13 protein-coding genes are annotated in these 17,666 nt (G+C 46.6%); 1 reads left to right on the top strand and 12 read right to left on the bottom strand.

All coding sequences use genetic code 11. The features are described 5' to 3' along the window. Nucleotides 1-3: 3 nt before the first annotated feature. The 9 genes from K6V21_RS05140 to rbsK all read right to left on the bottom strand — a co-directional run bounded on the left by K6V21_RS05140 (nt 4) and on the right by rbsK (nt 13,415). Nucleotides 4-1,203, bottom strand: coding sequence for a glycoside hydrolase family 76 protein (locus K6V21_RS05140; protein WP_224322001.1), 1,200 nt, complete (start codon nt 1,201-1,203; stop codon nt 4-6). 1,099 nt (nt 1,204-2,302) lie between these two features. Further along, nucleotides 2,303-3,448: a sugar-binding protein gene (locus tag K6V21_RS05135; RefSeq protein ID WP_217712868.1), complete on the bottom strand. Its 1,146-nt coding sequence runs from the start codon at nt 3,446-3,448 to the stop codon at nt 2,303-2,305. A gap of 8 nt (nt 3,449-3,456) precedes the next feature. After that, nucleotides 3,457-4,509 carry a nucleoside hydrolase gene (locus K6V21_RS05130; protein WP_224321068.1) on the bottom strand — a complete coding sequence of 351 codons (1,053 nt, stop codon included), beginning with the start codon at nt 4,507-4,509 and terminating at the stop codon, nt 3,457-3,459. A gap of 52 nt (nt 4,510-4,561) precedes the next feature. Then, nucleotides 4,562-5,596, bottom strand: a complete 1,035-nt coding sequence (locus tag K6V21_RS05125) for a hypothetical protein (RefSeq protein ID WP_224321067.1) — start codon at nt 5,594-5,596, stop codon at nt 4,562-4,564. A gap of 165 nt (nt 5,597-5,761) precedes the next feature. Beyond that, nucleotides 5,762-6,751, bottom strand: coding sequence for a BACON domain-containing protein (locus tag K6V21_RS05120; RefSeq protein ID WP_224321066.1), 990 nt, complete (start codon nt 6,749-6,751; stop codon nt 5,762-5,764). Nucleotides 6,752-6,768: 17 nt separating this feature from the next. Continuing rightward, nucleotides 6,769-8,337 carry a RagB/SusD family nutrient uptake outer membrane protein gene (locus K6V21_RS05115; RefSeq protein ID WP_224321065.1) on the bottom strand — a complete coding sequence of 523 codons (1,569 nt, stop codon included), beginning with the start codon at nt 8,335-8,337 and terminating at the stop codon, nt 6,769-6,771. Between the two features lie 11 nt (nt 8,338-8,348). Further along, complete coding sequence (locus tag K6V21_RS05110; protein WP_224321064.1) at nt 8,349-11,360, bottom strand: SusC/RagA family TonB-linked outer membrane protein; 3,012 nt, start codon at nt 11,358-11,360, stop codon at nt 8,349-8,351. A gap of 117 nt (nt 11,361-11,477) precedes the next feature. Next, nucleotides 11,478-12,482, bottom strand: a complete 1,005-nt coding sequence (locus tag K6V21_RS05105) for a GRP family sugar transporter (RefSeq protein WP_217712863.1) — start codon at nt 12,480-12,482, stop codon at nt 11,478-11,480. 24 nt (nt 12,483-12,506) lie between these two features. After that, nucleotides 12,507-13,415, bottom strand: coding sequence for a ribokinase (gene rbsK, locus K6V21_RS05100; RefSeq protein WP_217712862.1), 909 nt, complete (start codon nt 13,413-13,415; stop codon nt 12,507-12,509). 298 nt (nt 13,416-13,713) lie between these two features. Between rbsK and K6V21_RS05095 the strand changes: the two genes are divergently transcribed. Then, entirely contained in the window at nt 13,714-15,255 is a 1,542-nt protein-coding gene (locus K6V21_RS05095; protein ID WP_217712861.1) for a hypothetical protein, read from the top strand. 50 nt (nt 15,256-15,305) lie between these two features. Here the strand turns inward: K6V21_RS05095 and lgt (K6V21_RS05090) are convergent, their stop codons facing one another. The 3 genes from lgt (K6V21_RS05090) to K6V21_RS05080 are packed head-to-tail and all read right to left on the bottom strand — an operon-like array spanning nt 15,306 to nt 17,609. Then, nucleotides 15,306-16,139 carry a prolipoprotein diacylglyceryl transferase gene (lgt, locus tag K6V21_RS05090; protein WP_254882859.1) on the bottom strand — a complete coding sequence of 278 codons (834 nt, stop codon included), beginning with the start codon at nt 16,137-16,139 and terminating at the stop codon, nt 15,306-15,308. 33 nt (nt 16,140-16,172) lie between these two features. Further along, nucleotides 16,173-17,015 carry a prolipoprotein diacylglyceryl transferase gene (gene lgt / locus K6V21_RS05085; protein ID WP_224321061.1) on the bottom strand — a complete coding sequence of 281 codons (843 nt, stop codon included), beginning with the start codon at nt 17,013-17,015 and terminating at the stop codon, nt 16,173-16,175. A gap of 21 nt (nt 17,016-17,036) precedes the next feature. Further along, nucleotides 17,037-17,609: an ORF6N domain-containing protein gene (locus tag K6V21_RS05080; RefSeq protein WP_224321060.1), complete on the bottom strand. Its 573-nt coding sequence runs from the start codon at nt 17,607-17,609 to the stop codon at nt 17,037-17,039. Between the last annotated feature and the right edge of the window lie 57 nt (nt 17,610-17,666).

Below are 17,666 nucleotides of genomic sequence, written 5' to 3'. Positions count from 1 at the left end.
TTATTATTTGACGGCCGCAAGGCGGGCATACATTTCAACCATGGCAGCTTGGGTCAGCAACCATTTCCGGTTATCGTGGGTACTTCCGCTGAGGTCGGTGCTGAATAATCCTTTCTCATCCCGTGCATGTTCCCAGGCATAGTCCAGACTTTGGTTGAAGGAATCCAGATAGACTTTGTTCCGGTCTGCCTGGTATAGTTCGATAAAACCTCTGAGCATGACTGCGGTGAACCAGATATCGCCTTTCTTCAGGAGTTTGATGGTTTTACCCTGCTCTGTTGCATAGTCCATGAAGAAATAGTTGTGACATGCCCGGGCGATGTTCTGAGCGTCGGTCAAATAGTTTTTGTCACCGGTCAGTTGGTAAAGTAGGGCGGCCGACTGCATCATCTGGCCACTGTTATAGGCAAATTTGGCTTTACCTATTTTTCCGTCCAGGGCGATATTATCGAAGTACAGGTAATCGGTCGAATCTTGCAGGTTCGCTTTGGTCCATTCATAAAGGTGCTGACCTTTTACGAAATAGGTGCTGTCCTTTGTGGCTTTGAAGAGTTTCAGCGCGAGGACTGAACCGGGAGCATTCGAGCAGGTGTTCTTGGATTCTTTCTTTTGCTCGCACCAGTAGATACCGCCTCCCAGGTTGTTGTCCATACCACTTTCTATGAAATTCCAGATAAGTTGTGCTTTCTGGAGATATTTTGCTTCTTTGGTAAGCGTGTAAACGTCGGTAAAGTCGATTCCCAACCAGACATTATCATCATAGAAACGATCGGATTGCGCTGCGCTGTTGATGTATGAAGCGTAGGCTTCGGGAGTTCTCCGGGTGTCGAAATATTCTTCCAGGCCTATTAATACTTTAGTATCGAGCAATGATTTGTAGTTTGCATCGCTTGTTGTCTCGAATAAAGCGTTTACGGCCGAGAAGGTTCCGGAATAGGGCCATAGATAGGAATACAGGTTAGGCATATTCTTTTGCTCTTCGGATGCCAGGTAGGTTGCAGTATAATCACCTATGTTGGAAGGATAATTTTCACGCAACAGGCATGTGCCGGAGACTGAATAATTCTGGTACAAGGAATCCAACGTTTGCTTGGCTCGTGTCAGGGCAAGTTCATTACCTACGAGGGCCTGTTTTTGCGTATCACAACCTGTTATTGCCATTACGCATATTAATAGACTGAAAAGCGCTTGTTTTGAATTCATCATTCTTAATTTAGATTGTTATATTGTATGTTTTTCTTTTTCTCTTTTAGAAAAACAGGTAGCAGTTTCAACTACCTGTTTTTGTTTTCCTGTTCTGAAATCTTTCTTACCTATGTTTTTATCTTACCTATTCTTCAATCAAGGATACAAATGAATTTTTTTCTGTTTGCAAAGGTATGCGCAAATGTGGGAAGAGGTATATGATTTCGCGACATTAATGTATGGATGCAGGCAATGGCATAAATATAGATAGATATGTCACAAAACCGTAAAAAGAAGAGGAACAGCCCGTTATGTTCCTGTGGGGCTGTTCCTCATGCTTTCTGTTTTTACTGTTTTTCCATTCGGTCAAGGGGGATAAAAGTCTACGCTCTATCATAAAAGCTTAAGTGTTTGTTTTTCAGTATAAAGATAATGATTTTGTAATGAAGTGGGGGTATGATTCCCTGTTATTTGTAATAAAGTAGGGGTAACCGGGTAGCTGAGAGAATAAGACTTGTGAAATATTGCTGAGTGCTTTTCAGTCTGCTTCAAGGATAAAGATATTGCTATTTTGTTGACATAAAGATGTAATTTCGTATATTCTGCTGACGTAGCATTGGATTGAATTACTCCTTTTAGCGCAATCCATCGTCTCTTTTCGGGAGATAAATCATCTTTTTGTCTGCAATACACCATCTATTTGCCTTGAACGGATGGTCTTTTCAGACAAAACAGATGATGTATTCAGGTAAAATACACCATCTGTTTTTCGGTAGGGCTACACCTTTTCCCAAAAAGGGTGTAGCCATTTCCCTGAAAGGGTGATACCATGTGGATGAAAGGGTGTAGCCTTACCGGGAACATGCTTTATTTTCTTCTGGTTGAACGAATGACGTGATAACCGGCAATCCCACCTTTTGTCAGCATTCCGCCCGATATCGGGCTTTAAAACACTAAAAGGGGACAAATCGTTCCATGATGTTCTTCCAAAAGTGCTTTTCCCCTTCTTCCTGCGTTTCTGCAAAATGAAATCCTTGCGTTTTTTTCTTCCTTCTTTATCTTCGGGTGGAAAGAAGACATTCTCGCGTGATGGGATTATCAAATTGTCAGATTGATATTATTTGCTTTTCACCACCTTGCTCTTCCAGATATGATATGTCCATTCGGCATGGCTGCTGCCCGAAGGTTGTACGTCAGGTGCCGCCTTGCTGACTGTAAAGTAGAAAGCCGGTTCTTCCCAATCTTGTAAGTGCCCGAAGTTATCCCGTAATAAAGTTGCGTTATGATTTCTCGGGTAACCCGTATCGTCGGGAGTAATCCGGTATATGGGTGTCCAACTGCCGCTTTGGTTCATGAAGTCGGAGAGGTTCATGTAGTCTATTTCCAGCGCACTGTTCAGATAAGCGGGGTAATCATTGGGCATGGGTTGCACAGGGCGTATCATGACAATTTTATCCGCATCTTGGTTGATGGCGAACTCGGAATTGCAGGTATAATCCCTCGATTGGTTGTCAATAGCCAGCAAGCCGCTTTGAACGATAGTCATAGGAGTGCTGATGGTATAGCTATCCATGTTGCTGAAGTCAGCTTCCGCCCATGCTATCCGTGTGCCGCCGATGTCACCGATGGTGTAAGTCAGCAATACCTTCCCTTTCTTGTCAAGAGATACTACGGATGGCTGGCCTACTCCCCACGATTTTCCGCCGCCGCCAATTTCCTGGTCACCGTCGTCCGACCACGTCTTTCTTACAATCTGTTTCGGATATTTCACCCAACTGTCGGCATCCAAGCTGTTACTGAATGCCACACCGATTTCATTGTAATACACTCCGTACATATTGCTCAGGAAGAACATGGCATATTTGTAAGTCACGTTGTTCCAGCTGAAACTGCCCTCGATGACGGAAGGGTCGCAGGTGTGATGATCGTCCCATGTGCCTGCGATGCCCGGTTGCAGTACACTTTTGGGAGCAGTTTGCGAACCGTCCGAATTGATTTTTATATGGAAGATGTTATCAACCATAATCTGGTTCTCCGGGTTGCCGCAGAAGAACAGGTGTACACTGCCGTCCTCCTGTTTCAGTGCGCTCGGACAATAAGAATATTTACTCTCTCCCGTGAAACCGAAGACGAATTCCGGTTTACTGATGGTTATGGTAGGAGTCGGTTCGGGAGGGGTAACGGGCGGTTCTTCTCCCGGTGTGCTGTCCGAACAAGAGCAGAATAGCCATAACCCGATAATATAGAATAGATATTTAGTCATGATATTGATTATTTAGTAAAGTGAGCGGGTTGTTTGCTAATCAGTTTGACAAAATGTTGTTTGATATTCTCAGCCTGGGCGGCATCTACCGTGAGGTAGTAGCGGTTTCCGGTCGCATCGGGAGTAAATTCCGTAGCCCCTTTGTCCGTTACACTTATCTTGCCTGCGGGCGAAACAGTGAAGTAGGAAGGTCCTTCAACAGAATAGAGTACTGAGGTCAAATCCCATGTCGGACGGTCATATGGCATTTTTTGATAACTCTTGTACGCTTCTACCATCGGATGTATCGGTGCCCATTGGAAATCGTTCTTGATGCTGGTAGCAGGATAGTTGATGGCGATACCTACCTCGAAAGGCGAAGTCACCAGCGTGGTGGGCCATTCCGTAAACACTTTCTTTGCTGCCGGAATATCTTTCACAACGTTGTATTCGTACAATTCGGGGTTGTTGAAACATCCTGCCATAGTGCATAGCAGTTTCACTTTCTTGGCAACCAGCTCTTTGCCCGTCAACGATGAGTATTCGTCGGCCGGAGTATCCAGCAAGCGTGCAAGGTTGGTAGAGAAACCTACGGAGATGATCGTGACGGAACTGTCCGGTTGCTGTGCCAGCAGCTTGCGATAGAGGGCGGGAGCTTCCGGCAGTTGGTCGTAACCACCTTTCAGCGAACGTTTGAATGTCGGTTTGCTGTTCTCATCCTGTATCAGACATACGGCTTTGGCATAGTTTGTGGCGTCATTCTCGCAGTCCGCCCCATTGTGCAGGATGCCGATGGGAATTTGGGGATAACCGTACCAAGTGTTCATGATGTCTGTGTATTCGGCAGGGTAAGTGCCCTCCTTGTTTATCATGATACCCAATAAGTCGATGTCTCCCGCATCCAGATATTTGTAGAGCATATCCAGCGCCAGAGCATCGTCCACATCATTGCCGATGTCCGTTTCCAAGATAATCTTTTCCGCGTTTGAAGCAACTTCCGTTTTCTGCTGTTTCCCGGAGGAAGTGCAGCTCGACAAGGCCAGTAGAAATAAGCCTAATAGATAAAGTTTGTTCTTGATCATAACATTATGTTTTAGAAGTTAATTATTCGGTGAAATGAAAATGTGAACTTTCTTATTTGAAGTAACTTTTCAGATTGAACGTAGCCGAATACAGGTCATAAGACCATAACCAGTTCTCTCCTGTCATGGCGGGGGTGAAGTACATCACCAGTTCGTCATCACTGAGCATATAACCTTTCGTGTCCGTCAGGATGCCCGGGTTATGGTTTCGCGGGAATCCCGTCTCTTCCGGTCCGGCATGTCCGATTTCTATCCAGCCGTCCTTGTCTCCGGCCAGGTCTTCGGTTCTCGGCTTGTACGCCAGGCGGCATACATCGCCTACCCAGGTGGGTATTTCCTTGATGGGAGATACGCGGGTTTCGGACACCATATAGATGTACTTGTCGGACATGGCGGGATAACTGTTGGCGCTCAGGAAGGGGATTGCCTGTTCCTCGCCCAATACGATGTTATCCAGATCGTTCAGTTTTATCTCGCGCATGCAGAAGGGGCCGTTCTCCGTGGTGGAGTGATAGAACAACTGTATGGTGGCGGAGTCCTTGACGATGGTGGTGCTTTGCCCTACACCCCATTTGGTGGTGTCCTGATAGGCAACCAATGGGTTTTTGTCGAACTTGATATAAGGACCTTCAATGTTCTTGGAGATGGCGAGTCCTATCTGGTTATGGTTACAGTCCCAACGATCTACGCCGAGGTAGGTCATAATCCAGTTGTAGGTTTCCCCTTTATAGGTTGTTTTGAATTCGCGGACGTCGGGGTCGCAGATGTGGCAGTTGTCCCAGCCGCTTTCAGAGGGTTCGATAATCTGTGTGCCGGGTTGCCATACGTAGCCTTTCTCCGTAGGGATGCCTTTATACAGATAAACATAGTCCACTATCTTGAATGGGTCGCGGTTCTCGCAGATGAACCCGTAGCGGATGCCGTATTCGTCCTGGATGATGCTCGGAGCATAATTATAGTGTCCTGCGCCACCGCTGAACTCATACCGGATTTGCGGTGTGAGTGTCTGTGGGCTGTTGTCGTCATTGTTCTTACAGCCGGAAAGGGCTAGCAGGGTAAGGCATATATAGGTCTTATATCTGTTCATCTTCTTAAAATTGGTTTGTTAATGAATGAGTTGTTGGGCATATAGATCCAATCTGTCCGATCTATATACCGGACGTGTTGGATCTATATATCGGATGCGTTGGATCTATATATCCAACGTGTTGAATATATATGTCCTTCACGTTGGGTAAATGGATGCTGCAAACTAATCTTCAACTTGTATGTTTTTGACAGGGCGTATCATGGCTGCACGGGCCTTTTGGCCATCGCCCCAGCCCCATGTGTCCCGGTAACCGCCTGAGTCTCCCAATGACATTCCGCCATGTGTGACGCTCAATGAATTGGCACTGCGTACGGCACAGAGCCATGTGCGGTCCATCATTCCGCTTTCACTTCTCCAGCCGCTTTGGGGCAGGAAGAGGCAGCCCAGTTGTTTCAGGTTGTCCTTGGTGGCACGTTTGGCGGTGGCCTCATCTACTCCGATAATGATTCCGTCAACTTTGAAGCCGGTTTGGGCGGCTGTCACCCATGTTGCTCCTTTTTCCCACAGGGCTGCCATTTCTTGTGTGGTAGGCACACGCCAGCCTTCGGGTGAAGGATCGTTCTCCGTCATCCAGTTGGTGTTGTCGTTCATATAGTCTGCGGGCCAGTTGGCTGGTGCGGGGTCACCTTGAGGACCGGCGGGGTAACCCACTTTGCGGTTGAACTGATACAACTGTCCTATCTCGTCGGGAGAGCTTACGAATGTTCCGGGAGAGCCTACGTTCTTGGTAGACCATACCATACCGTTTATCAGTATTTCGTCTTCGCCCAGTACCATCGTTTCTTGCAGCACTCTGGACTTCAGCGTCTTGTTGCCGCCGCTTACTTCGATGAGGAGGGAACGGTTTTTTACGAACGAGGTACTCGGCTTTACGGTGAGCGTGATTACCATCTTGCCTGTGCCCGACGTTGCACTCAGTGTGCACCAGTCTTGTGCCGAACTGTTGGAGTCGGTTAATTTGGCTGTCCAGGACTCATTGCCGGTGATTGTCAGTTCGTAGGTTCCGCCATCCGCGCTTACCGGTATGGCTACCGGATTGATGGCAAATTCATTGGGATTGCTTCCGATTACATAGTCGGAATCGTTGCTGCATCCCCATAAAGTCAGCAGTGATATGACTGCTCCTATCAATAAATATCTTGTTTTAGTCATAACTCAGATGTCTTCGGTTAATATTGGTCATTTTGTTTCAGATTCGGATTGTTATCCACTTCGCTTTGCGGCAAAGGCATGCGGATAGACTTACCGATGATGAAGTTGTTGAAATCGCTGTCACGGGTTTTCAACTCGTTCAGAGTGTTGATGTCATTGATGCCCCAGCGTTTCAAGTCAACCCAGCGTACACATTCCATGGCAAGCTCAAGGGCGCGTTCGATTTTCAGATGTTCGCGGAAAGCGTCTTTATTGCCTGTTATCTGGCTGCCATTGTAGAAAGAACTGTCTTCTATGTCGGGCAGGTTTACACGGTTGCGCACGCGGTTGAGGCATTCGATAGCTTTGGCAGACGGGGTGGCTCCCAGCTCGTTGAGTGCTTCGGCATAGAGCAATAGCATATCGGCATATCGCAATGAACGGAAGTTGTTGTTGTTCCAGTAATACAGCGGGGAGGCATCGGTGCTATACTTCTTGATAAACACGCGGTTACCCCAATCGCTGTTCCAGGGCTTGCCATAAATCAGCTGGTTCGGATATTCGGGGAAGTCGGATGCAGCTCCGTCGTACCACAGGGTGTAGAACAGGCGGATGTCATTCTTTCCATCTGTGGTTTGTTCGCGTTTATAGTAGTCCACCAGCCAACGCCTTGCTTCAATGTTGTTCCAACCGATTCCGGTGGGGGCTTGATTCATCTCAATCTGTGTGCCCAACTGTGCGTTCGGGTCCAGGTAGTTGTCTGTTTGGTCGAAGCCTACCCGGTTGGTCAGTGAGAAGTGGATTTCGTATAGCGACTCCTTGTTGTCTTCCGTTTGGTTGCTGAAGTTGTCAGCCCAGTTGGGGACGAGGTCGTAGTACCGCTTTCCTTCACCGTCGATGAGCCATTCGAGGCATCTGCGGGCATCTTCCCATTTATGGTGCTGTGCATAGGCTTTCGCCAGTAGTCCGTAGGCGGCGCCTTTCGTCGGGCGGCCGTAGTTATTGGCGTCGCGGGTGGCGGGCAGTTTGGTGACGGCGTCTTCCAGGTCGGTTTCTATCTGAGTGAGCATTTCGTCTGCACTGGCTTGCATGGGCTTGTCGGCGGCCGAAGAAGTCTTCAGGACGATGGGAATGTTCTCCCAAAGGGTGGTCAGATAGAAGTAGTAGAAAGAACGCAGGAACTTGGTCTGCCCTATCAGGTCATTTTTGTGCGTTTCGTCGGCAAATGCAACATTATCAATGTTGTCCAGCACCTGGTTGGCACGGAAGATGGCGGTGTAGTGTTCACGGTAGATCTTAGTATTTACCTCTGTGAAGTTATAATCGGTAAAGATGAACTTGGTGTACTCGTTCAGTTCCGTCCATCCGGCATAGCTGACGCCTTCGTCGGCCATGCCTATCATCTGTGTATAGATATTGCGGGTCCATGTTCCCTGGCGGTAGAACATGCCATATACAGATATTACACCGGCCTCAATGTCGGATTCCGTCTTCCAGTATACGCCCGTACTGAGGGTGTTCTCATTTTGCAGGTCGAGCAGGGAAGGGTCGCACGACGTGAACAGCGCTGCTGCGCCGCATAATATATATAGAGCTATCTTTTTCATATCGGCAGTATTTAGAATGTGAATGATAAGGCAAACTGTACGGCACGCGGGTTGGGGAACGAGCAATAGTCTGCTCCCATAGTGAAGATGCCGCTGTCTGCAAATTCAGGGTCAAGTCCGGAATATCCGGTGAAAGTAACCATGTTCTGCAGGGTGACTGACGCACGGAGTCTCTCCAAACCGATTTTCTTGATGTAACGGGCAGGAACCGTATATCCTAAGGTAATGTCGCTCAGACGGAAGAACGAACCGTTCTCTAACCAGCGGTCCTGGTCGCTTCGGCTGTTGCGGGAATCTCCGTATACGATGCGCGGACGGTCGTTCACCGGGTGCTCCTGTGTCCAGGGAACAATGCCGTTGAAGTTGTTCTGGTTGTTGGCGAAGTCACCGGCTGCGGCTGCCGAGCCGTTCCATACTTCCTGTCCGAAGCGGCCGTAACCGCTGATGCTCAGGTCGAAACCTTTATAGGAGGCACCAAGATTTAAGCCGAGTTCGAGCTTTGGCCACGGATTGCCCACTTTCTGGCGGTCTTCGGATGAAATGATTCCATCGCCGTTGTAATCATCGTATTTGATATCACCGGGGCGGGCATTCGGCTGAATGACTTTGCCTTCGGAGTTTACATAGTTCTGTATTTCTTCTTCGGATTGGAAGATGCCGAGCATCTTGTAAAGGTACCACATACCGAGAGGCTGTCCGACTTCGGTTATTGCGAGCGTGGTATATGTAGGAATCTTCTTATTCTGTTTCCCATAGCCCAGATCAATAACTTTGTTCTTCAAGTGGGAGATGTTTAATGATGCTGAGTATTCAAATTCACCGACCTTATCATTCCAGCCTACTTCAAATTCGACTCCTCTATTCTCCAGACTGCCGGCATTGACAGCCGGTGCACCGCCTTCGTTACCTGAACTCATCAGGATGGGCAGGTAGACAAGCAGGTCTTCGCTTTTGGAGTAGAAATATTCGGCCGTGAAGCGGAGACGGTTGTTGAGGGCGACTAAGTCGAAACCTATGTTGGCGGTTGTCTTCTTCTCCCAGACAAGATCGTTGTTGCTCAACTGGGATTGCGTCATACCAATCAGGATGTTTTCGGGGCTGCCGATCACTGCACGCGGAGCGGTGTTGATGACCGATTGGTAGTCCCAGTAGCCGATACTGCTGTTACCGAGTGTACCGTAGTTGGCACGTATCTTCAAATCGTCAATCCAGGGCACCTGGAAGAACTTCTCTCCACTGATGCGCCAGCCCAGTGAAACGGAGAGGAAGTTTCCCCAACGGTCGTTTTTGGGCAGACGGGAAGTGCCGTCGCGGCGGGCGGTCACCTGTGCCAGATATTTGTCGGCATACGAATAGTTGATTCTTCCGAGGTAGGAAATCAAGGCAGATTCACCATAATTACCGCCTGCGGTGGTGTTGCCGGTGGCGGCATCGAGTGAAGTGATGTATTTGTCACCTATCATCAGTGGGTCTAATTTCGTTATCCAGCGCTTTTCTTCGTGGAACTTGTTGTAGGTGATACCGAACAGAGCATTCACATCGTGCTTACCGAATTTATGCTTGAAGTTATAGGTCTGCTCAATCAGGATGTCGTGATTCTTGGCGCTGTCGTAGCCTAAGCTCGCGGCATCGTCTCCCTGGCCCATCGTCCAGTTACCTTTCTTGCGCAGTGAGTTGGTAATACCCATATAACTCTTGTAGGCTACATTCAGTTTGGCATCGAACATCCCGAAGAGTGATATCTGTCCGTAGATGTTTCCTGTCAGATACTCTTCTTCGTTGTTCTGCACATACAGGTTTTGCATGGCTACGGGGTTCAGACCGTATGTGTTCGCGCGGTCTACGTCACCATATCCGTATCCTCCGGGATGTGATTCATCATATACCGGAATTGTTGGTGCTATACCGATAAAGTCACTCCAGGGATTACCATTCAGGTTTTTCCGGTCCGACTTGGTGTAGTAGAAGTTCTCTCCATAGGAGAAAATGCCCTTCTGTCCACTTGTGTTGATGCGGAAACCGTATTTGTCATACTTGGTATTCAATAGGGCGCCGTCGTCGACCATGCGGTTCAGTGAGGCGTAGTACTTCACCGTTTTGGAACCACCGGACAACGAGACGTTGTAGTTCTGTAAAACACCGGTGCTCAGCATTTCATCCTGCCAGTCGGTATTCCCGTCGTAGTGGTTCTGACGTTTGGTAATGCCTGAGACGCCTGCCAGTATGGCTTCGTCGTAGGCGCGGTCGTTGTAGATTTTATATGTCTCGGCATCCATCAGGTCGTAACGGGGGAGCCAGCTCAGCGTCAGTTGGGAGTCGAACTTTACTTTCAAGTCACCTTCTTTACCCTGTTTGGTGGTGATGATTACAACACCGTTGGCTGCACGCGATCCGTATATGGCCGCTGATGAGGCATCTTTCAACACTTGGATGGATTCGATATCTTCCACATTGACACCCAAGTCGCTGCCGCCATAGGCACCGTCGATGATGAACAGCGGGTTATTGTTCGTCAGACTGCCTAAACCACGGATCGTGATGTTGGCATTGGAGCCGGGCTGACCGCTGCTCGTAATCTTTACACCGGAAGTCAGACCGCGCATAGATTCCACTACATTGCCCGAAACGCGTTCGGCCAGAGCATCTTCCTTGACGGTAGATATGGAACCCAGCAAATCTTTCTTCTTTACAGTACCATAACCGATAACCACTACTTCGTCCAGTAGTTTGTTTTCGGGCTCCAGAGTGATATTGATGACGTTGCCGGTGCCCACTTTCACCTTTTGTGTGGCGAAGCCGATGAAGCTGAACTCAAGGGTAGCACCTTGATTGACTTTAATCTGGTATTTGCCATTCATATCGGTGGTGGTGCCGTAGGTACGGTCGCCGTCTTTTGCCAGAATAGATACTCCGGGAAGTGTCTCCCCGGTGTTATCATTTACAATACCTGTGACATTGACTTGTGCGTACAAGTCGAACGAACACATGCACAGACAGAATAATATTGCTTTAATTAGTCTCATGTATTAAAAAATTTTAGGTTGAACGAAAATGTATATTTAGTTCAGGCAATTTCCTCTTTCACTCGATGAAAGGTAGAAAAAGAAAGCATTAATTTATGAGATCGAGTGAGAGCCGGATTAATTGGCTCCGGAGATGATAATTGCTCCTAAACCAGATATAAACAGAACGAACATGCAAGCCAGGAGGATATTTACCGTCCGTGAAGAGCCTTTGAACTCCTTCCAGATGAATATACCCCACAAAGCTGCAATCATAGGCGCTCCCTGTCCCAAAGCATACGAGATAGCCGCGCCGGCTTTCCCTGCTGCAATGTAACTCAGAGCCGTGCCTAATCCCCAGATGGCTCCTCCCAGCACTCCGACCATATGTGTGCTGAATTTGCCTTGGAAGTACTCTTTATAGCTTACCGGAGTACCTACAAACGGCTTCTTCATCACGATGGTGTTGATAATGAAATTGCTTATGAAGATACCTATTGCGAATATAAAGAATGCAGAATACGGAGTAGCCATTGTGGGAGTAGGCGACTCAAAGTTATTTAAGTCCATGGCAGCGGCAACGAACCGGTAGAAGAAGGACATCAGTACACCTGCTATGATGGCGATAAGAATTCCTTTCTTATTCGTACTGCTTCCTTTCTTATTCATCTTTCCGGCAGCTATGGCATTGAAAATAATGGCTAGTACCACCAGCGCCACACCACTGAAAAGGATTACCGCATCACCTTTGGGCTCGCCAAAGTAGTTGACGAAAACCCCTAATACCAATGCTATGCCAACTCCCAGAGGGAATGCTACCGTAAGCCCGGCCATCGAGACGGAAGCTGACAGCAGGATATTGGATAGGTTGAATATAACCCCTCCTGCAAAAGCGCTTGCATAGTTCTCCATACTGATCTGTTTCAGATCTTCAACGAAACCGCGTCCGGCATCTCCCGTACTGCCCAGCGTGAATCCTAAAAGGAGGGAGAAGACCAGGATACCGATAACGTAATCCCAGTAGAACAATTCGTAACGCCAGGTCTTCCCGGCAAGTTTCTGTGTATTACCCCACGAACCCCAGCAGAGCATCGTGATAACGCAGAAAATAACGGCTAATGAGTAACTGTCTACAATAAACATGGTATCAGAATTTAAAGTTATTATTTATAAAATATCTATTTCTTTGCGATAGGGCAGGGCGGACTGTGCTCCCATGCGGGTCACTGTGATGGAGGCGCATTTATTGGCAAACTTCACGGCATCCAGCACATTCATGTCTTCGGATAGGGCTACACACAGAGAGCCGCAGAAGGTGTCTCCGGCAGCTGTGGTATCCACCGCTTTCACTTTGGGGACGGAAACCTCGTGGTATTCGTTGTTTTCCTTAATCAGAGCTCCTTTGGAACCCATTGTAATCACGACAATGTCCACTCCTTTGGCACTGATGATATCCGCAGCTTTCCGGGCGCTTTCCCAGTCGGTCACTTTGATTCCCGAAAGGATTTCGGCTTCCGTTTCGTTGGGGATAATCATATACAGGTTTTGCAGCAGCTTGTTGGAGAGAGCGCGGGCGGGTGCTGGGTTCAGAATAACCTTGATGCCCTGTTCGCTTGCTATCTGGGCTGCATATTCCACTGTTTCTATGGGAATTTCCAGTTGCATCAGCAGGATATCTCCTTTCTCGATGACAGGCTGTGCTTTCCGGATATCTTCAGGACTCAGTGAGCCATTGGCTCCGGAGGCGACAGCGATACTGTTTTCTCCGTTCACGTCTACCATAATCAGTGCTACTCCGGAAGGGAGGGTAGGGTCTGAATAGATATTTTCAACGTGAATTCCTTCGTCTTCGTACTGCTCTATGGAACGTTTGCCGAATAGATCGTTGCCGGTCTTGGCTATGAAGTACACATTTCCTTTTAATCGGGCAGCGGCTACAGCCTGGTTGGCTCCTTTACCTCCGGGGTTCATCATGAAACTGCCGCCCATTACTGTTTCTCCGGGAACGGGGAGGCGGTCGGCTTTGATGACCATATCTGTATTACAACTACCTATTACAATGATATTCTTGCTCATGGCTATTAATTAGTTTAAGATTAAGTAATTCGGAACTGTGCTTTCTTTTTCTACGCCAAATGTATGCGATAGATAATTCATAAGCAAACAAAAAGTGCACAAATATAATACTGGTAAATTTATATAATATCGTTATCATAAGTGTTAATTGATTGATATATAATGAATTTTGTGTATATGTATATGCGGTATTCTAATATTTGTAATATAGCTAAAGCTTATATTATTCCGCGAAAGGATTGTTTCCTTTTGTTTTTTTCTCTACCTTGCTTTCGTTATTTCAAAATCTACTAATGCTATGCTAAAGTCCGAATCGCTTATCCAATTGATAAATAGTCTCACGAAACAAGAGAAGAAAGAATTCTCTATCTATATATCCAATAAGCCGGAGAAAGACTATATCTTCCTTTTCAGATTGATTGATGACAAGAAGATCAGTGACCCTGAAGAACTGAAACAGTGTTTCCTGAAGGCAAAGCCCACTTCTTCTTTCAATACGGTGGTTATTTACCTGTTCGACCTGCTGATAGAGATATTGACAGAACTGAGAACAGAGCAGGATAGCTATTATCTGTTGTTCAATGAGCTGCTGCATGCCAGGGTGTTGTATGAGAAATCAATGTATCAGGAGTGCTTCCAGGTACTGAAAAAAGTGAAGGAAAAAGCTGTCTACTATGAGAATCATTTTGCACTGCTTGTGGCGCAAAGGCTGGAACTGAATTATCTCTTGACTTTGGATTTCGAAGAGGTGGATGAAAAGAAACTCCTGAACAAGCAATATAAGATGAATAATACCCTAAAGAATATCAGGCAGCTGAATGAACAGTCTTCATTGTATGAGTTATTGAAGTTGAGAATGCTTAATAGAGGAGCTTCACGATCATTGGAGGAAACACAGAAGTTAGATGATCTGGTGACGAGTGAGATCAGTATCGTGGCAAGTGCAGGCGTCGAGAACTTTGAGATAAAGAAGAATCACCAGCTTTTCCAGGCCAATTACTTTGTGACGGTGGGAGATTACAGAGCTGCGTTCAATTCGTTTGTGGAGCTGAACAAGTTGTTCGAAGAGAACACCCATCTTTGGAATAATCCTCCGGTATATTATCTGATGACGGTGGAAGGAATGTTAGAGAGTCTTCGTATCATGCACAATTATGAGGGTATGGATTATTTTATAGGGAAGTTGGAGAAACTGTCTTCGCCGTCATCGAGTTTTCAGTTGAATGTAACTTATGTGATATTCATATACAGGTTATTCTCCTATATCGATAGGGGAGAGTTTGAGCAGGCTGGTTTATGGATTGCTGAACATCAGGCTTCGCTGATTGATAAAATGGCCTTATTAAAAGAACAGCAACAGGCGGAAATGTCCTTGTATGTCGCCTTGATCCATTTGGGTAACGGGGAGTACAGGAAAGCCCGGAAACGGTTGAGTACGACTATCGGGAGAGGACATCTATATTCTCTGCCGCTGTTTCGCACCATTAGGATCGTGAATGTGATGATTCATTATGAGTTGGGGGATGTAGACTATATCCAGTCCGAAGTTCGCTCTATCAAGCGGGAAATGTCCAAAAATAAAGGGCATAATCTGAAGGTAGAATCTTTTCTGCTTAAATTCTTGAATTACTCTTTTGTTGATACGGACCGGAAAAAACGAGCGAAAATATGGGAAAGTATGGCGGAGGAAGTTCACGTTTTGTATGCGGATAAATATGAGACTCAGATTTTGCGTAAGTTTGACTTTGTAGCATGGGTTGAGGCCAAGATATTTGAAGTTCCCCTAAGTGATATTCTGAAGCGGGAGCATGCCTCGAAGAGTAAGTGGCAACGTAAATAGTGTGAATGAGGATGCATCAGAATCGTGTCTGATACATCCTCATTCTTCTTTTATTTCTGTGTTTTCTTCTTTCCGTAGAAGAACATGAAATACACTCCTATGATTACAAACGGAACGCTGAGCCATTGTCCCATATTCAGTGACATGCTATTCTCGAAATCTACCTGGTTCTCTTTCAGGAATTCTACGAAGAAGCGGAATACAAAAATTTCTGTCAGACAGAGTCCGAAGAAGAAACCACGATGCAGCTTCTTGCCGTAATTCTTATACAGGAAAATCATCAGCAGGAAGAAGATGAAGTAGGCGATTGCCTCGTAAAGCTGTGCCGGATGCCGGGGAAGCATATCTACCCGTTCGAATACAAATGCCCAAGGCACATCGGTCGCTTTACCGATAATTTCAGAATTCATCAGATTGGCAAGGCGGATGAAGCAGGCGCAGATAGGAGTTGCCACGGCAATCATGTCCAATACATCCATATAGTGCATTTTCATCTTGCGGCAGTACAGCCATAGGGCTATCATCAGCCCCAGCGTGCCTCCATGACTGGCGAGACCTGCATAGCCGGTCCATTTCCAACCTCCATCGGGCAGGAACTGTATAGGCAATATCATCTCCCAGAAGTGATGAAGATAGTATTCCGGCTGATAGAACAGGCAATGTCCCAGGCGTGCTCCGATGAGGATACCGAAGAAGCAATAGAAGAACAGCGGTTCGAACTTGTCATCGCCGATTTTTTTGTCTCTGTACTGGTAGCGGACTACGAAATAGGAACAGGCGATACCGATGACCCATAACAGACCGTAATAACGTACGGGAATATGTCCGAACAGATTGAATAGTTCGGGGTTTGGGTTCCAGTTGATGGTTAATAATGAGAGCATATTTTCAATTATATTGGTTATAGATAAGTTTATTTACTTTTTTATCGTTTGCTTTCTCCCGTAAAGGAGCATGAAGTATATTCCGATGATAACGAACGGAATACTGAGCCATTGCCCCATGTTGAGAGTCATTGTATTCTCAAAATCCACTTGGTTTTCTTTGAGGAATTCCACGAAGAAGCGGAAGGTGAATATCTCTGTCAGGCAGAGGCCGAAGAAGAAGCCGCGGTGCAGCTTTGTGCCGTGATCTGATTTCTTATATAAGTAAACCATTCCCAGGAAGAAGATGAAGTAGGCGATGGCTTCGTAAAGCTGTGCCGGATGGCGGGGTAGCATATCTACCTGTTCGAATACAAAAGCCCAAGGCATATCGGTTGGCTTGCCGATGATTTCGGAGTTCATCAGGTTGGCAAGGCGGATGAAACAGGCACAGATGGGGGTGGCTACGGCTATCATGTCCAGTACGTCCATATAGTGCATCTTGGTTCTGCGGCAATAGAGCCACAGGGCGATGATGAGTCCGAGGGTACCGCCATGGCTGGCAAGTCCTCGATAGCCTATCCACTTCCAGCCTTCGTTTGGAAACTGCTTGATGGGAAGTATCATTTCTATGAGATGGTTCTGATAATAACCCCAATCATAGAAAATGCAGTGTCCTAACCTTGCTCCGAGGGTGATACCGATTACGCAATAGAAAAAGAGGGGGGTGAACTTGTCTTCACTGATTTTCCTGTCCCGGTATTCGCGCTGGACTATGATGCAGGCAAGTACGATGCCGATGCCCCACAGTAGCCCGTAATAGCGAATGGGGAAACTTCCGAAGAGGTTGAACAGTTCGGGGTCGGGATTCCAGTTGATGGTGAGCAGTGATGGCATAAATATATCTGATTATATGGTTTATTGTTTTGGTTTTATGAAGCCGATAGGGTTTCTGGGGCTGTCTGCCAGTCTTTTCTGGGCTTGCAGTTCGGCAAGGGTTCGGTTGATTAGCTCCAGTTGCACACGGGTGTCTTCGTTGATATCGTTGTAGTCGGTGAAGACTTCTTCGATGTAGGATTTGAGTTCTTTCAATTCGTTTTGCAGCTCGGATACTCTGTCAACTGGCGGATTAGCTATAAATCGGCGGACGGCGACGAAAGCACGCATGATGCTTTTATTCATTTCAATAGCCGTGTCAGAGTTTAATACACTACTAAGCATAGCTACCCCTAATTCAGTAAAAGCAAAAGGCATGTATTTAAAGTTGCTACCTCGCCCTTTGTTCAAGGTCACAATTTGTGATCTTGAAAGTTCTTCTTTGGTTAGGGTAAACATAAAGTCCTCTCCTTCAAAACGTTTAATGTTGCGTTTGATGGCTTGTTTAAGGACTCTTGTTTCTATGCCATATGCTTCTGCCAGGTCAAAGTCAAGCATTACTTGTTGTCCCCTTATCTCGTATATTTTACTCTGTATGATTACTGTTAATTCCATCTGTTTTTTTTATATTGGGATGCATAAATAGTATTTCATCGGTTACTGCCTTATTTG

The sequence above is a fragment of the Bacteroides cellulosilyticus genome (genome assembly GCF_020091405.1).
In the GTDB taxonomy this organism is placed as follows: domain Bacteria; phylum Bacteroidota; class Bacteroidia; order Bacteroidales; family Bacteroidaceae; genus Bacteroides.
The sequence above is the reverse complement of the archived record's forward strand: the minus strand, read 5'-3'. Positions and strand labels throughout refer to the sequence as shown.

Excerpts from the sequence above, each read along its gene's own strand:
- lgt (WP_224321061.1), bottom strand. The coding sequence starts at position 17,015 with ATGCCATCACTGCTCACCATCAACTGGAATCCCGACCCCGAACTGTTC.
- lgt (WP_254882859.1), bottom strand. The coding sequence starts at position 16,139 with ATGCTCTCATTATTAACCATCAACTGGAACCCAAACCCCGAACTATTC.
- K6V21_RS05105 (WP_217712863.1), bottom strand. The coding sequence starts at position 12,482 with ATGTTTATTGTAGACAGTTACTCATTAGCCGTTATTTTCTGCGTTATC.
- K6V21_RS05140 (WP_224322001.1), bottom strand. The coding sequence starts at position 1,203 with ATGAATTCAAAACAAGCGCTTTTCAGTCTATTAATATGCGTAATGGCA.
- K6V21_RS05125 (WP_224321067.1), bottom strand. The coding sequence starts at position 5,596 with ATGAACAGATATAAGACCTATATATGCCTTACCCTGCTAGCCCTTTCC.
- K6V21_RS05110 (WP_224321064.1), bottom strand. The coding sequence starts at position 11,360 with ATGAGACTAATTAAAGCAATATTATTCTGTCTGTGCATGTGTTCGTTC.
- K6V21_RS05080 (WP_224321060.1), bottom strand. The coding sequence starts at position 17,609 with ATGGAATTAACAGTAATCATACAGAGTAAAATATACGAGATAAGGGGA.
- rbsK (WP_217712862.1), bottom strand. The coding sequence starts at position 13,415 with ATGAGCAAGAATATCATTGTAATAGGTAGTTGTAATACAGATATGGTC.
- K6V21_RS05135 (WP_217712868.1), bottom strand. The coding sequence starts at position 3,448 with ATGACTAAATATCTATTCTATATTATCGGGTTATGGCTATTCTGCTCT.
- K6V21_RS05095 (WP_217712861.1), top strand. The coding sequence starts at position 13,714 with ATGCTAAAGTCCGAATCGCTTATCCAATTGATAAATAGTCTCACGAAA.
- K6V21_RS05115 (WP_224321065.1), bottom strand. The coding sequence starts at position 8,337 with ATGAAAAAGATAGCTCTATATATATTATGCGGCGCAGCAGCGCTGTTC.
- K6V21_RS05120 (WP_224321066.1), bottom strand. The coding sequence starts at position 6,751 with ATGACTAAAACAAGATATTTATTGATAGGAGCAGTCATATCACTGCTG.
- K6V21_RS05130 (WP_224321068.1), bottom strand. The coding sequence starts at position 4,509 with ATGATCAAGAACAAACTTTATCTATTAGGCTTATTTCTACTGGCCTTG.